This is a genomic window from Pseudoduganella umbonata, assembly GCF_014192225.1.
GTDB lineage: Bacteria > Pseudomonadota > Gammaproteobacteria > Burkholderiales > Burkholderiaceae_D > Rugamonas > Rugamonas umbonata.
This window is the reverse complement of the sequence record NZ_JACHXS010000011.1, coordinates 227,226-244,837: the sequence shown is the minus strand read 5'-3', so window position 1 is coordinate 244,837 and position 17,612 is coordinate 227,226. Positions and strand designations below refer to the sequence as shown.

Below are 17,612 nucleotides of genomic sequence, written 5' to 3'. Positions count from 1 at the left end.
AATGCTGCGATCTTACTGCATCGCCATCCGTTTACGGTACTTCACCGACGAGTACAGCGACACGACGATGAATGCCACCCCGGACAGGCCGGTAAACCATTCCGGTACGTGATACCGCACGCTGGCCAGCATGATGACCGCCAGGATGCCGATGGCGTAGTGCGCGCCGTGTTCCAGGTAGATGAACTCGTCCAGCGTGCCCTTGTGCACCAGGTAGACCGTCAGCGAACGCACGTACATGGCGCCGATCGCCAGGCCCAGCATGATGATGACCACGTCGCTGGTGATCGCGAACGCGCCGATCACGCCGTCGAAGCTGAACGACGCATCCAGCACTTCCAGGTACAGGAAGCCGCCGATGCTGCCGCGCTGCACCGCCTTGCCGAGTTCGCCGCTGCCTTCGCTGTCGTGCTCCTTTTCTTCCAGCAGTCCCGACAGCCAGCTGACGCCGAGATAGATCGCGATCCCGGTAATGCCCGCGTACAGCACGGCAAAGCGATGCGTTTCCTCCACCAGTTCGACGCAGACGAGGATGGCCAGCAGCGCCAGCAGTACCGACAGGCTGCCCGTGCCGATCTTCACCGCGGCCTTCTCGATCCAGCCCAGCCAGTGCACTTCCTTTTCCTCGTCGAAGATGAAGTTCAGGAACACCAGCAGCAGGAAGGCGCCGCCGAATGCCGCCACCTCGGCGTGCACGCTCATCAGGTGGCGCGAATACTCAGCCGGCTGCGTGGTCGCCATGGTCCATACCTGGAACAGGTCCAGTCCGGTGGCGACGGCCACGATCGCCAGCGGGAAGACCAGCCGCATGCCGAACACGGCGATCAGGATCCCGACGGTCAGGAACAGCTTTTGCCAGAACGCGTTCCAGTCTTTCAGCACGGATGCATTGACCACCGCGTTATCGAACGACAGCGACACCTCCATGATCCCCAGCACGCCGGTGATCCACAGCGCCGAGAACAAACCCGCGATGCCACGCTGGCTGTAACCCCACCAGCCGGCCAATATCATTAACGCCACGGTGACGATGATTGAAATCCTGAAATGCTTCATGCCCCATCCTTCGTGAATTAGTTATTAGTTATAAAAGAAAATAAAACACCATGCCGGCCGATTTTACTTGAGCTGCTTCCTTCGGGGAGCCGGCTTCTGCGATAATGAAGAATTGCCAAAAAGGAATTTGGAAGTTACTCATGGATATCGCCTATCTCGTCACACCGCTGCTCACCTGGATTACCGTCGGACCGATCAAATTCCTGATCAACAGTATCCGTGCCCGTCAGTGGGCGTTCAATCTGGTCGGTAATGGCGGTTTTCCCAGCAATCACAGCGCCGTGGTGTCCAGCATGGCGACGCTGATCGCGCTGCGCGAGGGTATCGGCCATCCCGCATTCGGCGTGGCGGTCACACTGTGCTTCATCGTGATCATCGACGCCAACAGCCTGCGCCAGCACGTCGGCCGTCAGGCGGCGGCGATCAACCGGCTGGCCGATGGCCAGCCAGCCCATCGGTGGCTGCGGGAACGGATGGGGCACACCGTGATTGAAATCTGCGGCGGGCTGGCAACCGGCATCGCCATCGGCCACCTGGTGTTCGCGCTGTTCCGGCAGGGCTGATCGGCCAGAGCCGAGCAGTCCACCGCGCAGCGGGCTGATGGCGGTTTCTTCGTCCGGTCTTCTGCCGTTCTTCTGTCGTTTTCCGGCCTGCGCGCGGGTTGTCCGGGCACGGCCCGCCACAGGAGAAAATGCCACGGCGGACAGTGCCGGACGTCCGCCGAATATTGTCCAGCTGGCCGGTCGTCCGGCCGTCCGGCAAGGTCTCTGCAGTCTGTCCATGATTTTCAGCAGTCCAGCCACATTTTCCCGCACTCTGGCCCGGGGTGAATTGACACTGCCTGCGGCTCTGGACATACTCGGCGCTCCCGGTCATACAAAAAACATAAGCAGTTTAATAGGTCGCAGTTCAAGCGCGCAGTTCAAGCCCGCAGTTCAGCCGTGACTCAATAGCTCAGCAGTCCAAAACTCTCGGAGATCTTCATGTTGCGAAATACCTTGATCGCTCTCGCCGTCGCCACGAGCCTCGTCGCCTGCGGAAAACCACCCGGTGCGCCCGATGCGGCCGCGAAAGGGGAGGATAAGAAGACCACCAGGCTTCTGATCGCACCGGAAGATCTGCTGACGGTGCACAGCAATGCACTGGCCGCCGGTCCGGTGATCACCGGCTCGATCCAGCCGGAACGCCGTGCCGACCTGCGCGCCGAAATCTCGGCCATCGTGCTCCAGGTATTGAAGGAAAACGGCGAACCGGTCAGGAAAGGCGACCTGCTGGTGCGCCTGGACGATACGTCGATCCGTGACAGCCTGGCATCGAGCGAGGAAGGCGTGCGCAACGCGAAGCAGGTCGTCGACCAGGCCCAGCGCATGCTGGAGCGGAACAAGACGCTGCGCGCGTCGGGCATGACGTCAATGCAGGCGCTGGAAGATGCCGAAGTGCGCCTGAATACCGCGCAAAGCGAACTGGCGGCCGCCAAGGCGCGTGCCGTGCAGGCCCGGCAGCAGCTGGACCGCACGCTGGTGCGCGCGCCGTTCGACGGCATCGTCAGCGAGCGCAAGGTGTCGAGCGGCGACACCGCCCAGATCGGCAAGGAATTGATCAAGGTGATCGACCCGAACAGCATGCGCTTCGAAGGCCTGGTGTCGGCCGACAAGATCGGCGTCGTCAAGGTGGGCCAGCCGGTGCTGTTCCGTGTCAATGGCTATCCGGGCCAGAATTTCCAGGGCAAGGTGCGGCGCGTGGATCCGGCTGCAAACGCTGTCACGCGCCAGGTCGAAGTGCTGGTCGACTTCGCCGGCACGTCGCAGCCGCGCGTGGCCGGCCTGTATGCGGAAGGCCGCGTCGAGAGCGAAACGTCGGATGCGCTGATGCTGCCCGAGTCGGCGATGGTGCAGGCCGGCGACGACCGCTATGTGTGGCGGGTGAAGGACAACAAGCTGGCCAAGGTGAGCCTGGCGATCGGCTCGCGCGACGAGCGCACCGGCCAGTGGCAGGTCACCAAAGGCCTGGCCGCCGGCGACACGGTGCTGCGCGCACCCGGCTCGACCGTGCAGGACGGCCAGCCCGTGCAGCTGACCGCGGCGAAGAACGTTGCGTCCGCCAGCGGCAATGCCGCCAACAAAGGCAACTGAGCCTGACCAGGATACGTCACCATGTTCCTTTCCAATTTCAGTATCAAGCGCCCCGTCGCGACGGTCGTGCTGATCGTCACGCTGATGTGCGTCGGCCTGCTGGCCCTGAGCAAGTTGCGCGTCAACCAGGATCCGGACGTCGAGATTCCGTTCATCGTCGTCGCCATTCCCTATCCCGGCGCTTCGCCCGAGACGGTCGAGCGGGAAGTGCTGAACCGCATCGAGAAATCGCTGCAGAGCATTACCGGTGTCACCGAAATCAACGGTACCGCCGCCGAAGGCTCGGCAACGATCCTGATCAAGTTCACCTTTGAACGCAACCTGATCGAAGCGTCCGACGATATCCGCAACGCGATCGCCTCGGTGCGCTACAAGCTGCCGCTGGAGATGCGCGAGCCGGTATTGCAGCGCATCGATACGTCGGCCCAGCCGATCATGCAGCTGTCGCTGTCGTCCACGGCGCAGAGCCATGCCGAGATCTCGCGCCTGGCCGAGGACGTGCTGGCCGAGAAGTTCCGCGGCATCGATGGCGTGGCCACGGTCAACGTGGACGGCGCACTGCGGCGCGAGCTGTCGGTGCTGCTGAAGGCCGAGAAGCTGCGTGAATACAATGTGTCGATCACCGATGTGACCAACGCGCTGCGCATGCAGAACACCAATGCGCCGGTCGGCAAGCTGCGCGGCGCGCTGGACGAAAAGAGCATCCGCCTGGTGGGCCGCATCGAGCGCCCCGAAGAGTTCCAGTCGGTGGTGGTCAAGCGCAATGGCGACGAGGTGGTGCGGCTCGGCCAGGTGGCAACCATCGCGGACGGCTTTGCCGAGGTCAATGGCCTGTCGATGCGTTCGAACCAGCCCAACGTGGGGATCTCGATCATCCGCTCGCGCGACGCTTCCACGGTGTCGGTCTCCAAGCTGATCCATGCGATGGTCAAGGAAATCGAACCGACGCTGCCCAAGGGCACTACGCTGGAAATCACCAACGACGGCGGCGAGGATGCCCAGAGCAGCCTCAACAACGTGATCGAGGCGCTGGTGCTGGGCGCCGGGCTGACCATCTTCGTGGTCTACGCTTTCCTGAATTCATGGCGTTCCACGCTGATCACGGCGCTGTCGCTGCCCACCTCGGTGATCGCCGCCTTCATCGGCGTCTGGCTGTGCGGCTTCACGCTGAACTTCATGACCCTGCTGGGCCTGTCGCTGGCCATCGGCGTGCTGATCGACGACGCCATCGTGGTGCGGGAAAACATCGTGCGCCACATGCAGATGGGCTTCGACCGCCGCACCGCGGCCATCAACGGCACCAACGAGATCGGGCTGGCGGTGGCCGCCACCACGTTCTCGATCATGGCCGTGTTCATTCCGGTGGCATTCATGCCGGGCATCACGGGTGAATGGTTCCGGCCCTTCGCGCTGACCGTCACCGCGTCCGTCGCCGTATCGCTGCTGATCTCGTTTACGCTGGATCCGATGCTGTCGGCCTACTGGGGCGATCCGCCCGGGCACCACGATGCGCCGCGCAAGGGTATCGAGAAGGTGCTGCAGCGCTTCAACCACTGGTTCGACCACCAGGCCGACCGCTACGGCAACGTGATCGCGTGGGCACTGCATCACCGGCGCTGGATGGCCGTGATCGCCGTGGCCAGCTTCGTCGCCGCCATCGGGCTGCAGATGAAATTCGGCGGCGGCTCGTTCCTGCCGACCACCGACTTCGGCACCATCATGATCGACGTGCGTACGCCGTCGTCGTCGAGCCTGGAGTACTCGAAGCTGAAGATGGTCAAGGCGGCCGAGATGGCGCATTCGATCAAGGAAACCAAGGCCACCAGCACCTACGTGAACCTGACGGGCGGCCGCATCTACGTGGACATCGGCAAGAAGAAGGAGCGCGACCGTTCCGCCACCGAAGTGGCAACGGAGTTGCGTGAAAAGCTGGCGCAACTGGTCGGCGCCGAGTACACGGTGCTGGAGGACCTGAACAATGGCGCCCGCAAGCCGGTGCAGATCGAATTCATGGGCGAGGATTCGCGCAAGCTGATGGAGATCACCAGCCGCTTCATGGATGAGCTGAAGAAGGTGCCGGGCGCGGTCGACGTCAGCCTGTCCGAGCAGGATCCGAAGGATGAGCTGCAGATCGAACTGAACCGTGGCCTGGCGAACTCGATGGGCATCGGTGCCGGCGATGCCGCCTCGGCCCTGCGCGTGGCCTTTGCCGGCATCGAAGTGGGCGACTGGGTCGACCCGACGGGCGAAACCCGCGACGTGGCCGTGCGCCTGGCGCCGGAAGACCGTACCAATGCGCTCAACATCGAGCGGCTGCCGATCGCCGTGTCCGGCACGAACCTGATGGTGCCGCTGGACCAGATCGCCACCGTCACGATGGGCAAGGGCCCGGCCAAGATCCAGCACAAGGATGGCAAGCGGGTGATTTCCGTGTCTGCCAATGTGCAGGGCCGCTCGCCCGGCGAGGTGACGGCCGATGCGATGAAGCTGGCGCGCACGATGGACTTCCCGCCGGGGTACGGCCTGGCCGTTGCCGGTTCGGGCAAGGACATGCAGGAAGTGTTCACGCAGATGGGGATCGCGCTGGTCGCCGGTATCGGCCTGATGTACCTGATCCTGGTGATCCAGTTCGGTTCGTTCACGGCGCCGGTGGCGGTGATGCTGTCACTGCCGCTGTCGCTGATCGGCGTGGTCGTCGCGTTGCTGCTGACGAAGGGCACGATCAACCTGATGAGCCTGATCGGCGTGATCATGCTGATGGGGCTGGTGGCAAAGAATGCGATCCTGCTGCTCGACGCGGCGCGCAAGCGTGAGGAAGAGGGCTACGGCCGCGAGGATGCGCTGATGTATGCGGGCCGCATGCGCCTGCGCCCGATCCTGATGACGACGTTCGCGCTGATCGCCGGCATGCTGCCGGTGGCCATCGGCCACGGCGAGGGCGGCGAGTTCTACCGTCCGCTGGCCGTGTCGATTATCGGCGGCACCATCACGTCCACCGTGCTGACGCTGCTGATGGTGCCGACGTTCTACGACAGCATCGAGATCACCCGGGATCGCATGTTCGCCAAGTTCGGCCGCCGTACCGAGCGCTGGAACGTGGCCGTTGCCGGCGTGCTGACATTCATCGAAGCGATCCTGGCGCTGGTCCTCGTGCGCCTGGTCTATCGCCTGATCATGAAGGGCGTGCACAAGATCACCGGCCGCGGCACGAAGACGCCGCCGCCGATGGCTGAAGCCGCCTGATCGCTACCGTCTTTCTCCGTTAGGGCCGCCGCGAGCGGCCCTTTTTTTGTGGCGGTACAGCACGCCGAACGAATCGGTAGTGTTGTAAAAAATTCGGGGACTGTCCCGCTGGGAGGGACTGTCCCCGGTGTTGTTTTGCGACCAGCTGAGCAGGCAGCGGGCCAAACAGAAGGTGGCGAAATTAAAACCAAAAATGGTCCGTTGTCTAGCGGATCGATCAACCAAATTGTTACTTAAGTCGTTTTGATACATGTTGCAGTGCGGGAAACGAACGCTCGTATCAAAATTTGCCGCGGTGTAGTATGCTCGCCCCCGCAGCCCCAGCCGTTAGAGGGGAGCAATTATTCGAATGGCAAGAATAGACAGCGAGACTACCTGTGAACAAAAAATACCTGACCCTCATCATCATGGCCGCGATGGCGACCGTGTCTGCGACCGCCGGCGCCTCCGGTTACCGCTTCGGCTCGCAGAGCGTATCGTCGCAAGGTACGGCCGAGGCCAACGGCGCCGAAGCGGCCGACGCCTCCACGATCTTCGCCAACCCGGCCGGCCTGTCGCGCCTGGAAGGCCGGCAGCTCATGACCGGCGTGACCGGCCTGATCCCGCATTCCACGTATGCCGATAGCGGCTCGACCCGCTTCACCGGCACCAGCACCGGCGGCACTCGCCTGCAGGACGAATATGCGCCCACGGCGGTGGCGGCGCCATCGCTGTACTACAGCCAGAAACTGAACAGCCAGTGGACCGCCGGTTTCGGCATGTTCGTGCCGTACGGCGCCAACCTGTCGTATGACTGGGACTGGTCCGGCCGCTACGCGCTGACCGACATGAAACTGACCGCGATCGCGCTGAATCCGTCGGTCGCCTTCAAGATCAACGAACGCCATTCGTTCGGCTTCGGCATCACGGCCGAGTTCATGAAGGCCACCCTGGGCCAGATGGTCGACGTTCCCGGCTCCGTGGCCGCGGCGCAGGCCGCCGGCACGGGCGCCGCGCTGATCCGCCAGATCGTGGCGATGGGCGGCAATCCTGCCGCGCTGGCGCGCATCACCGATGGGCGTGCCGAAGTCGAGGGCAAGGACTGGGGTTATGGCTTCAATGTCGGCTACCTGTACCAGCCGGCACCGGGTACCCGCTTCGGCATCGCGTACCGCTCGCACATCGATCACAAGCTGGGCGGCGGCGCCGACTGGGACTTCTCTACCGTGACGAGCGACCGCGTCGTGAACGCGATCATCGAAGAGCGGTCGCACCACGAGGATTCCGCCGCGCGCGTAAAACTGCGCACGCCGGAAACGGTGTCGGTGAACGGTTACCACGAGTTCGACGACCGCTGGGCCGGCGTATTCGACGTGACCTGGACGCGCCACTCGCGCATGGAAAACATCAACATCGAATTCCTCGGCACCGACAATGGCGACGAGGTGATCCGCCAGCAGTGGAAGAACACCGTGCGCGTTGCCGTTGGCGCGAACTACAAGCTGAACGACCGCGTGCTGCTGCGCGCCGGTATCGCCCACGACGAAGCGCCAGTGCGCAACGATACCCTGCGCCATGCCGCGCTGCCGGATTCGGACCGCAATCAGCTGTCGTTCGGCGCGAACTGGAAACTGTCGGACAAATCCTCGATCGACGTAGCGTACTCCTACCTCGACTTCAAGGAAGCGAACGCCAACTACACCAACAATTGCCGTCCGGGCCTGCTGACCTGCACGGGCAACGGCGAAACCACCCGCGGCACCTGGAAGACGCACATGAACCTGCTGGGCGTGGCCTACAACTACAAGTTCTGATCGTCCGCCACGGGTAGCGCAGAACGTGCTGCCCCGGTGGCACGAAAAAAAGCCGGCACCTCGCGAGAGGTGCCGGCTTTTTTACTGGATGCCCGATCAGCGGCTCGGCGTGGTGCCGGAAGTGCCCGTGTCGCCGGCCGTGCCGGACGTACCCGAGGTGCCGCCGGTCGTACCCGAAGTGCCGCCGGTCGTGCCCGGCGCGGTCGTGGCGCCATCGGTCGGCGGCGTCGTGGTCGTCGCGTCGGCCGGTGGCGTGGTGGTGCCCATTGCGCCGCCGGTCGTGCCGGCGTCGCCGCTGGTGCCGCTGGCTGGCGGCGTGGCCGGTGCGGCCGGCGTGGTGCTCGTGTCCGGCGTCACGGCCGGGGCCGTGGTGTCGGCCGCTGGCGTATCCGCATCGCGGTTCTTGCAGCCGGTCAGTGCTGCGGTGCCCAGCACGGCGGCCAGGATCAGTGCGGACGATTTACTCAGCTTGATCATTTCGACTCCTCATAAAGTGGGGTAATGGTGCAACCCTGGTCGGTCACTTGTTGTCGCAAGATCGCAGGATGGTTGCTGTTCAATGACATGCCTGATAGTAAGTGCCGCTTTTCCCTCAGGCTGGGGCAAGCGTACGCAACAGGGCCGGTATCTCGGCCGATATTTCCCGTGCCAGGTAACCCAGCACGCCATACCGGATCGACAGCTGTTCGCCGGCGGAGGCATGCAGCGCCACCCCCCATGCGGCAGCCTGTTCCAGCGTGGCGCCGCGGGCCACGAGGCCGGCGATGATGCCTGCCAGCGTGTCGCCCGAGCCGGAAATGGCCAGGCCGACATTGCCGCCCTGGTGTTGCCACTGGCGGCCGTCCGGCGTGGCGATCACGGTGGTGGCGCCTTTCAGCGCCACGATCGCGTTCCAGCGCCTCGCGGCCTCCTGCGCTGCCTCCAGCGGGGCATCGCAGATCTGTTCCTTGTCGCGCCGCGTCAGGTGCGCCAGTTCGCCGGCATGCGGCGTCATCAGCACAGCTTCGCGGAAGCGAAAATGTTCCATGTCCTTCGGTTCTTCCAGCAGGTGCGGTGCGCCTTGCGCCCGCACCGCACCCATCGCGGCCGCATCCAGGATCACCGGCGTGCCGGCGAAGCGCGGCAGCAGCGCATGCACCAGTTCCGCCGTGGCCGCATCGTCCTGCATGCCCGGCCCCACCAGCAGCGAACTGATCTTGCCGCCGGATTGGCCAAACTGCTCGCCAAGCCGGCGTGCCGCTTCCACGGTGAACCCGCCACCGTTCGTTTCCGCCAGGCCGATCACGCGTGCCTCGGGGATCGTGGTCGCCACCAGCGGTGCCACCGTGGCGGCCGTGGCCATCGTCAGCTTGCCGGCTCCGGCGCGCAGCGCCGCGGTCGCCGCCAGTATCACGGCCCCCGGCATCTCCCGCGAGCCCCCCACGATCAGCACGTGGCCGCGGCCTTCCTTGTCGTCGTCGAACGACGGTTCGGGCAGCGCCCATTCCCGTAACGTGGCGGCGGTGATCTCGGTTGTCATGAAAATTCCTGTCCTTATGATTTCGGCGCGGCCGGCTCGTCCTTGCTGGTGGTCACCGGCGTGCCGGTGTCCGTCAGCGGAGCAACGAAGTTTTCCAGGTCGAGCACCAGCTTGCCCCGCTTGCCGGCGGCCGGGTCGAAACGGTAGGATGTAACGCTGCAGTTCGGCACGTCGCCGGCCCGGTCGATGGCGAGGATCGCGTCTTCGTCCATCCGTTCGAGCAGGTAGCGGAAGCAGTTGACGATCACCTGGTGGCCCACGATCAGCACGCGCTCGTTGCGGTATTCGCGGGTGATGGTATCGAGCACGCTGCGCAGGCGCAGGATCACGTCGCACCAGCTTTCGCCGCCCGGCGGCCGGAAATAGAACTTGCCCACGTGCCGGCGCTGTTCATGCAGTTCGGGGAATTTGTCGGCAATACCGAGGGGCGTCAGGCGGTCGACGATGCCGAACTCCTTTTCACGCAGCCGTTCATCGGTCGCCACCGTCAGCAGGTCGTTGCGGTCCAGCCGGTTGACGACTGCCAGCGCCGTCTCGCGCGCCCGGACGTAAGGCGAGAACAGCACCACGTTCGGCCGCTGCTCCGGCGGCAGCGCGCCGAACCATTGCCCCAGCGCGGCCGCCTGCTGTTCGCCCAGCGCGGACAGCGGTACGTCCATGTCCCGTTCGGCGATGTCGATCAGAAACTGCGATGCAGCTTCCGCGGCATCGCGCGCGACATTGCCGGCACTTTGTCCATGCCGCACGATCCAGATCTGTTGGGGCCACTTTTGTTCCATCGCCGCTCGTCTCGAGAATTCGGTTTGCGAATACTAGACGAAACTGCAAAACAGTGGCGCGAGATGGTGCACAACCGCGCGCGCCGGCGCGGCCGGGCCGCTTCAGGCGGGCGTGATTTCCGATTCGCTATCCACTTCCGCATCGTCGTCGCGCTCGAAGATGGCGACATCCGTTTCGCCCATCACGCGCGAGGTCAGCGTGCCGGCCGTGATCGCGCCGGAGACGTTCAGCGCGGTGCGGCCCATGTCGATCAGCGGCTCGATCGAGATCAGCAGCCCGGCCAGCGCCACCGGCAGGTTCATCGAGGAAAGCACGATCAGCGCGGCGAATGTGGCACCGCCACCGACGCCGGCCACGCCGACCGACCCGATCGTGATCACCGCCAGCAGCGGCAGCAGGAACGACACGGTGAACGGGTCGATGCCGACGGTCGGCGCGATCATCACGGCCAGCATTGCCGGATAGATGCCGGCGCAACCGTTCTGGCCGATCGTGGCGCCGAACGATGCCGAGAAATTGGCGATGCCTTCCGGTGTGCCGAGCCGCTGCACCTGCGTCTGCACGTTCATCGGTATCGCACCCGCGCTGCTGCGCGACGTGAATGCGAAGGTCAGCACCGGCAGGATCTTCTTCGCGAAGCGCAGCGGGTTCAGCCCGGTGCCGGCGACGATGGCCAGGTGCACGCCGAACATCAGCAGCAGCGCGCAATAGGAAGCTGCCACGAAGCCGATCAGGTCGAGGATGTCGGCATAGCTGGACGTGGCGACCACCTGGGCCATCAACGCGAAGATGCCATAGGGTGTCAGCCGCAGTACCAGCGTCACGATGCGCATCACGATCGCGTGCGCCACCTTCACCGCATGGTCGAACGACACGAACAGCTCCGGCTTCTTGTCGGCAATGCCGATCGCCGCGATGCCGACGAACACGGCAAAGATGACGACGGCAATCGTCGACGTCTTGCGCCCGCCTGTCATGTCGAGGAACGGGTTGGCAGGAATGAACGACAGGATCATGTTGGGCAGCGAGATGGCCTGGGCGTCGGCCAGCCGGCCTTCGAGGTAGGCGCCGCGCGCCACTTCGGCGGCGCTGGACGTCAGTCCCGCCGCCGACAGCCCGAACAGCTTGGCCATCAGGATGCCGATCGCCGCGGCCACCGCGGTGGTCGCCATCAGCGTACCGATCGTCAGCGCGCTGATCTTGCCCAGCGACTTGGCATCGCGCAGCTTCAGGATCGCCGCGACGATCGACACCATGATCAGCGGCATCACGATCATCTGCAGCAGCTTCACGTAGCCGGTGCCGACGATGTCCAGGTATTCGCCGGTGGTCTTGATGGCGGCACTGTCGGCGCCGTACAGCGCCTGCAATGCCGCGCCGAACACCACGCCGAGGCCGAGCGCCGTGAAGACCCGCACTGTAAACGTGGCATGCCGGCGCTGCTGGTGGTACAGGAACCCCAGCAGGAGCAGGGCGGTGGCGAGATTGAGCAGAACGGGGAGCGTCATCGTGATCCTGACCGGTGGAAGAAGTAATCGGGAATAAAACTGGTGCAATAAAGTTTGGTCATCGGTGGATACTTGCCGGCGAAACCATTGCATCGCTATTGCTTTGACGAATTTTACCGCTGTAGCGCCCCTCGCGTGCGACCATCCCTGCCGTGCTCGTGCGAATATTGCCGCATATCGTTATGCCTGGAGCTCCATGAAAGTCCTGCAAAAATTGTTCGGCGCCGGTTATATCGCCGTCTCGGTGTTTTTTCTCGTATGCGGGGTCGCTCTCGTCGGCATGGCCGCATGGGAAATCTGGGAAGCGCTGACGGCCGCCGTCGACGCCGAAACGCCGCCACGTTTCATCCGCATCCTCGAATGTATCGGCCTGTTGACGATCGCCGTCGCGTCGTTCGAACTGGGCCAGACGGTACTGGAAGAAGAGGTGCAGCGGGAAGCCAGCATCAGCACGCCGACCCGGGTGCGGCGTTTCCTGTCGCGCTTCCTGGTCGTGGTGGTCGTGTCGCTGTCGATCGAATGCCTGGTCTCCGCCTTCCAGTCCCTGCATGGCCATCCCGAACTGCTGCCGCACGCCGGCGTGATCGGACTGTGCGCCGCCGCGCTGCTGCTGGCCTGGGGTGGCTTCATCCGCCTGAACATCGCCGCCGAACACATGGAGCCGCAAGCCATGCAGGAAGCGCAAGCCGAAGATCACAAGGTCGATACCTGAGCTGTTGCAGGAACGCCATTGCAATTCAGAAATTGTATTTAGCGCCTTTACAACGGAACGATTTTAGTGTATCCACAGAGCAACATGTTTTGCTGATTCAGCGCAATACGTTCGCCGGGATAGATGCATCCGCCGTGAGTCATGATAAATTGCCGTGTGGCAAATTTCTTTCTCAAGGTGGATTAAATGACGGTCAAGACTGGCGCTCCTTACGTTTTTGGCGGTTTCGCGGATGATGTCGAACAAGGCACCGACCTCGGCGATGTGTTCGTCGGCGGCTTCGGCCCGCTGGGGGACACCGGCCATGACGTCATGTATGGTTACGAAGGCAACGATACGATCTTCGGCTCCGAAGGCAACGACACGCTCGACGGTGGCGCCGGTAGCGATCTCGTCGATTTCAGCGGGGCGCCCAGTGCGCTGACCATCCACCTGGGCAATGGCACTGCCTTGCTGGAGTCGCCGGCCCACGGTGCCGATGGCATTCTGGGCGGCAACATCACACTTGTTTCGATCGAGCGCGTGCAGGGCTCCGGCTTCGACGACAGCATCACGGGCAGCGCGGGCGCCGAGGTCCTGACCGGCGGAATCGGCAACGACACGCTCGACGGCGGCCTTGGCATCGACACGGCCAGCTACGCTTACTCGGCGTCCGGCGTGACGGCCAGTCTGCTGAGCGGCGCGAGCTCGACCGATGGCTACGACCACCTGCTCAGCATCGAAAACCTCGAAGGCAGCGCGTTCGCCGACGTGTTGGGCGGTGACGACGGCGACAACGTACTGGACGGCGGCGCCGGCAGCGATGTGCTGCGCGGCGCGGGCGGCAACGATACGCTGGTGGGCGGTACCGGCGCGGACACGGCCGTATTCACCGGCCGGCAGAGCGACTACCGGGTCGTCACGCAGGCCGATGGCCGGGTCATCGTTAGCGACCTGCGCGCCAGCCAGGACGGCAGCGACACGCTGGTCGGCATCCGCTACTTGCAGTTTTCCGACACTACGCTGGACCTGACCGGCATCGACCCGCTGGTGGCGGCGAATGCGCGGGCCCAATCCGTCACCGGCCTTGCCGACGGTTCCTATGTCATCGCCTGGCAAGGCAGCGACGCCGACGGCAGCGGCGTGTTCTTCCGCCAGTTCGATGCCGACGGCATGCCGCGTGGCGCTGTCGCGCAGATTAATACCGCCACCGCCGGCAGCCAGGCCGCGCCCGTGGTTGCCGCGTTGTACGATGGCGGCTGGGTTGCCGTTTTCCAGAGCGCCACCGCCAGCGGATGGGACATCGCGTTGCAGCGCTTTAATGCCGACGGCAGCAGGAACGGCACCGAAGTGGTGCTGGGCAGTGCCGGCGACCAGGTGACCCCGTCCGTCACCGCCACCATCGACGGCGGCTTTGCCGTGTCGTGGCAAGCGGATACCGACGTGCACGTATCCCGCTTCGGCTGGGATGGCGCGGCGCAGGCCGCTGCCATCGTCAATACCACGACTGCCGGCGAGCAGGGCGGCGCCGCGATCGCGGAGCAGGACAATGGCTACATGGTGGCCTGGCAATCCGACAATGGCACCAGCCAGGGCGTGCTGGTGCAGCAGTTCCGCTGGGATGGCGAAGCCATGGGCGCCGAAGTGAAACTGGCCACCACGGGCGTCGTCGGCAGCGTCGGCATCGCCACGCTGTACGGCCAGGCCGGCACCGTCGTGGCCGGCACGGCGGTGGCGTGGATCCAGGATGACGGCAATGCCGCCACGGCCGACGATGCCGTGATGGTGCAGCGCTTCAATGCCGCCGGCACGCGGGTCGGCACGCCGATCCCGGTCGCCAGCAGCGGCTTCCAGCACGAGGCTGCCGTAACGGGCCTGCGCGACGGCGGCTTCATCGTCGTGTGGAGCAATGTCGCGGCCGACGGCGTCACCACCGTGATGGGCCGCCACTACCAGGCCGACGGCACCGCCGCCGGCGCCGCGTGGCAGGTGAACCAGGTCGCCATCACGGGCACGGTCGCCGCGCCGGCCGTGGCCGAGGCGGCCGACGGCCACGTGATCGTCAGCTGGACCACGACCGCGCCCGACGGGGCCAGCCGCGTTTGGCAGCAGATGATCGACTATGACGGCGCCGCCGAATTCGTCGCATCGAGCAGCACCGGCGAGCCGCCGGCCGCACCCCAGTTCACCGTGCAGGCTGCCGATACCGGCGCTGCCGCCGTCATGATGGCCGCGCCGATGAGGGGCGCCGATGCGATGGTGATCGACGAAGGCAAGTTCACCACCGGCAACCTGCTGGTGACCGGTACCGGCGACGCCGGCGCCACGATCACGCTGTTCGATGGCGACGTCAAGGTGGCGCAGGTCACCGCCAGCGCGGACGGCAGCTGGAGTGTCCAGCTGGCCGACCTGAAGGCCGGCGCACACCGTTTCAGCGCCATTGCCGTCGACTCGCTGGGGCAGGAGAGCCCGGCCAGCAAGGTCGTCACGCTGATGGTCCTGGGCACGCTCGAAGGCACGGCCGGCAACGACAGCGCGGCGTACTTCGCCGCACTGGGCGCCGATGACAGTAACCAGGCCTTCAGCGCCGGCGCCGGCAACGACACGATTGACGGCGGCGGCGGTGCCGATACCTTGGAAGGTGGCGCCGGCGACGACACGTATATCGTGGCCGACAGTCGCGTAGTAGTGGTCGAGAAAGCCAATGAAGGCATCGACACGGTGCGCGCCGGCGTCGACTTCACGCTGGTCGCCAATGTCGAAAACCTGGTCATCACCGGCACGGCGGGCAGGCTGGGCGTCGGCAATGCCCTCAACAACGCGCTAACTGGCAGCAGCGGCAACGACACGCTGTCCGGCGGCGCCGGCAGCGACACGCTGGCTGGCGGTGCTGGCGACGACACGTATGTCGTCGATGCCGTCGGCGATATCATCGTGGAAACGGCCGGTAGCGGCACTGACACGGTGCAGGTGGCCATGACTGCGCGCAACGCCACCTATGTGCTTGGGGAGAACGTCGAGCATGCCACGATCACGTCGACGGCCGCGGTCAACCTGGGCGGCAACGGCCTGGACAACGCGCTGACCGGCAACGCTGCCGCCAACACGCTGACCGGCGGCGCCGGCAACGACACGCTGGATGGCGGCCGCGGTTCCGACAAGCTCGACGGTGGCGCTGGCGACGACACCTACATCGTCGACGTAACCGGCGACAAGGTCACCGAACTGGCCGGCAATGGCCGCGATACGGTGCTGTCCGGCGCCGCCACGCTGACGCTTGCCGCTAACGTGGAAAACCTGGTCTATACCGGCAACGCGAAGGCCACTTTGACGGGGAACGCCGAGGCAAACAAGATCGTCAACGGCAACGGCGGCGGCAAGCTGTCCGGCCTGGCCGGCAACGATACGCTGACCGGCGGTACCGGTGCCGACAGCCTGCTCGGTGGCGACGGCAACGACGTGCTGGATTCGGGTGGGGGCGCAGACACGCTCGACGGCGGCGCCGGCGACGATACGGCCGTGCTGGCCGGTAATCGCGCGGCCTGGGCGATCACCCGCAGCGCCGATAGCGAAGTGCAATTGCGCAACGGCGCGACGACGGTCGTGGCGCGCAACGTGGAAAACTTCACGTTTGCCGACGGCACCGCGGCATTCGGTACGCTGGCCGTGTCGACCACCCCGACCAAGTGGAACGATGCCCTGACGGGCACCACCGGCAGCGAAACGATCAATGGCGGCATCGGCGCGGATACCATGGCCGGCCAGGGCGGCAACGATACCTACGTCGTCGACAACCAGGGCGACGTGGTGATCGAAGCTGCCGGCGCCGGTAACGACACGGTGCAGGTCGCGATCGCGGTGGCCAATACCACCTGGGTGCTGGCGGAAAACATCGAGCACGCAACCGCGACGTCGAAAGTGGCAGTGAACCTCACCGGCAATGGCGAAGCCAACAAGTTGACGGGCAACGCCGCCGCCAACACGCTGGCCGGCCTGGACGGTAACGACACGCTCGATGGCGGGGCCGGAAACGACGTGCTGAACGGCGGCAACGGCGACGACAGCCTGCTCGGTGGTGCCGGTAACGACAGGCTCGACGGCGGCAGCGGCAACGACTTCCTTGATGGCGGTGCCGGCAACGACACGATGACCGGCGGCGCCGACGACGATGTCTACGTTGTCAACGCGGCCGGCGACGGCGTGACAGAGGTGGCGGGCGAGGGGACCGATACGGTGCTGGCCTCGCTGGCGAAGTACGTACTGGGTGCGCAAGTCGAACACCTCGTCTATACCGGCACCTCGTCGTTCAACGGTACCGGCAACGACATGGACAACCTGCTCAGCGGCGGTCGCGGCAAGGACCAGCTGTCCGGCGGTGCGGGCAAAGATACGCTGGACGGCGGGGCCGGTGACGACGCGCTGACGGGCGGCCTGGGCAACGACGTGTTCGTGCTCGACCTGGCCTCGCACGACAAGGTGGCCGATTTCAATGTGGACGCGGACACGCTGGCGTTCCGGACGTCCGGCCTGGGACTGGCGGGCAGCGATACCGTGCAGTGGGGGGAGACCGGTGGTTTCTCCGCTGCGGCTGGCCTGGTGGTGTTCGGCGTCAACGCGAACAAGCTGGACAGCGGTAACGCCGCGGCAGCGATCGGCAACGCGGCACAGGCGTATGCCAAGGGCGACGTGGCATTCTTCGCGATCGACAACGGCGTATCGACCGCCGTGTTCAAGTTCGCGTCGAGCAGCGCGGACGCGATGGTGTCCTCCAAGGAGTTGAAACAGATTGCCACGCTAACCGGTGTGGCCGATGCATCGCTGGTGGATTTCGACCTGTCCTGGTCGTAACGAGCTGCCGACCCGCAAAGCCGCCCCGCGCAAGCCGGGCGG

The 17,612-nt window shown here is 64.9% G+C and carries 11 protein-coding genes; 6 read left to right on the top strand and 5 right to left on the bottom strand.

Annotated elements, in window-relative coordinates:
• Positions 1–12 precede the first annotated feature (12 nt).
• Positions 13–1,056, bottom strand: a complete 1,044-nt coding sequence (locus tag FHS02_RS24955; protein ID WP_137316741.1) for a DUF475 domain-containing protein — start codon at positions 1,054–1,056, stop codon at positions 13–15.
• 140 nt (positions 1,057–1,196) lie between these two features.
• On the opposite strand from FHS02_RS24955, the gene FHS02_RS24950 reads away from it, so the two are divergent.
• The 4 genes from FHS02_RS24950 to FHS02_RS24935 all read left to right on the top strand — a co-directional run bounded on the left by FHS02_RS24950 (position 1,197) and on the right by FHS02_RS24935 (position 8,224).
• Positions 1,197–1,619, top strand: coding sequence for a divergent PAP2 family protein (locus FHS02_RS24950; protein WP_137316742.1), 423 nt, complete (start codon positions 1,197–1,199; stop codon positions 1,617–1,619).
• 420 nt (positions 1,620–2,039) lie between these two features.
• Entirely contained in the window at positions 2,040–3,188 is a 1,149-nt protein-coding gene (locus tag FHS02_RS24945; RefSeq protein WP_137316743.1) for an efflux RND transporter periplasmic adaptor subunit, read from the top strand.
• Positions 3,189–3,209: 21 nt separating this feature from the next.
• A complete protein-coding gene (locus FHS02_RS24940) occupies positions 3,210–6,431 on the top strand; it encodes an efflux RND transporter permease subunit (protein ID WP_137316744.1) in 3,222 nt (1,073 codons plus the stop codon).
• 377 nt (positions 6,432–6,808) lie between these two features.
• On the top strand, positions 6,809–8,224 hold the full coding sequence (locus tag FHS02_RS24935) for an OmpP1/FadL family transporter (protein ID WP_137316745.1): 1,416 nt from the start codon (positions 6,809–6,811) through the stop codon (positions 8,222–8,224).
• A 96-nt stretch (positions 8,225–8,320) separates the two neighbouring features.
• Here the strand turns inward: FHS02_RS24935 and FHS02_RS24930 are convergent, their stop codons facing one another.
• The 4 genes from FHS02_RS24930 to FHS02_RS24915 form a co-directional block, all read right to left on the bottom strand.
• Positions 8,321–8,701, bottom strand: coding sequence for a hypothetical protein (locus FHS02_RS24930; protein WP_137316746.1), 381 nt, complete (start codon positions 8,699–8,701; stop codon positions 8,321–8,323).
• 115 nt (positions 8,702–8,816) lie between these two features.
• Positions 8,817–9,743 (bottom strand): NAD(P)H-hydrate dehydratase, encoded by a 927-nt coding sequence (locus FHS02_RS24925; RefSeq protein WP_137316747.1) that lies wholly within the window; start codon positions 9,741–9,743, stop codon positions 8,817–8,819.
• 14 nt (positions 9,744–9,757) lie between these two features.
• Positions 9,758–10,522, bottom strand: a complete 765-nt coding sequence (locus tag FHS02_RS24920; protein WP_137316748.1) for a histidine phosphatase family protein — start codon at positions 10,520–10,522, stop codon at positions 9,758–9,760.
• A gap of 102 nt (positions 10,523–10,624) precedes the next feature.
• Positions 10,625–12,031 carry an L-cystine transporter gene (locus FHS02_RS24915; protein WP_137316749.1) on the bottom strand — a complete coding sequence of 469 codons (1,407 nt, stop codon included), beginning with the start codon at positions 12,029–12,031 and terminating at the stop codon, positions 10,625–10,627.
• A 196-nt stretch (positions 12,032–12,227) separates the two neighbouring features.
• Between FHS02_RS24915 and FHS02_RS24910 the strand changes: the two genes are divergently transcribed.
• Positions 12,228–12,743, top strand: coding sequence for a hypothetical protein (locus FHS02_RS24910; protein ID WP_137316750.1), 516 nt, complete (start codon positions 12,228–12,230; stop codon positions 12,741–12,743).
• A gap of 186 nt (positions 12,744–12,929) precedes the next feature.
• Positions 12,930–17,570: a beta strand repeat-containing protein gene (locus FHS02_RS31700; RefSeq protein WP_137316751.1), complete on the top strand. Its 4,641-nt coding sequence runs from the start codon at positions 12,930–12,932 to the stop codon at positions 17,568–17,570.
• The last annotated feature ends 42 nt before the right edge of the window (positions 17,571–17,612 follow it).